This is a genomic window from Actinomadura sp. 7K534, from assembly GCF_004348575.1.
In the GTDB taxonomy this organism is placed as follows: Bacteria; Actinomycetota; Actinomycetes; order Streptosporangiales; family Streptosporangiaceae; genus Spirillospora; species Spirillospora livida.
On record NZ_SMKB01000502.1, the window covers coordinates 1 to 1,030 of the forward strand.

1 protein-coding gene and 1 pseudogene are annotated in these 1,030 nt (G+C 76.7%); one reads left to right on the top strand and one right to left on the bottom strand.

Annotated features, from left to right (window positions below; translation table 11 throughout):
• On the bottom strand, positions 1-594 hold a 594-nt coding region (locus tag E1266_RS37405; protein WP_243719389.1), incomplete at its 3' end, for an AMP-binding protein.
• Between the two features lie 290 nt (positions 595-884).
• Here E1266_RS37405 and E1266_RS37410 point away from each other — a divergent pair.
• Positions 885-1,030, top strand: a pseudogene (locus E1266_RS37410) (acetyl-CoA C-acyltransferase); the annotation flags it as partial.

A 1,030-nucleotide genomic window follows, 5' to 3' on the forward strand; every position in this document is an offset into this window, starting at 1 on the left:
GGGCGGCAGCGTGTCGAGGGGGACGGGCGCGGCGAGCGGGACCTCCCGCGCCGGGCCCGGCCGCCGGTCGGCCCACAGGACGTTGCGGCGCAGCGCGACCGGCACGCTGCGCAGCAGCGGGGCGAACTCGGCGTCGGCGACGATCAGGGTGGGGCGGAGCTCGCTGAGGACGGCGCTGAGCTGGCCCTTCCCGAAGCCCGTGTTGAGCAGGACGACCTCGGCGCCGCGCCGGCTGCAGGCGACGAGCGTCTCCACCATGCCCCGGTGGTTGCGGCAGAGCACCCCGACGCGCGGCCGCGGGCCCTGCAGCGGCAGCCCGGCGGCCAGCCGCGCGGCGCGCTCGTCGAGCTCGCCGAAGGTGAGGGCGCCCTCGTCGTCGATCAGCGCGGGGCGCGACGGGGAGCGGGCGGCGGCCGCGGCGACGAGCCCGGCGAGGGTGGTGCCCCAGCGCCGCAGCGTGCCGATCTGCCGCAGGACGCGCCGCGGGCCGCCGGAGAACAGCAGCCCGGTGCGCAGCAGCAGCGCGGCGAGATCGCGGATATGCCCGATCCGGCGGCGTGCCCCCGGCCGGTATGCGGGCCTCGCGTGCGTCACCGTGCCCTCCTCCGTCGAGCCACGGTACCCAGCCGCCACCGGCCGGACAAGGGCGCCCGGGGCCACACTCCGGTCAGTGGTTACTGACGAGTAGCATTTGTGGTTACCAGCGAGTAGCATCGCTGTCGCGGGTACTCGTGCCGCCGGGCGCCGCGCGTGTCGCAGCGAGCCGGCGCGCCACCGGGAAACGGGCGCGCCTCCCGGCACCGGGCGGCACGAGCCCCGACACCTTCCCGGAGCCCGCCTCCGCCCGGCCACACCGCCACCGAACCCCAAGGGAGGACGACACCGTGCCTCGCAACGCACGCGACGTCGTGTTCGTCGACGGCGTACGCACACCGTTCGGCAAGGCCGGCCCCAAGGGCCTGTACGCGGAGACCCGCGCCGACGACCTGGTCGTCCGCGCGATCCGCGAGCTGCTGCGCCGCAACCCGTC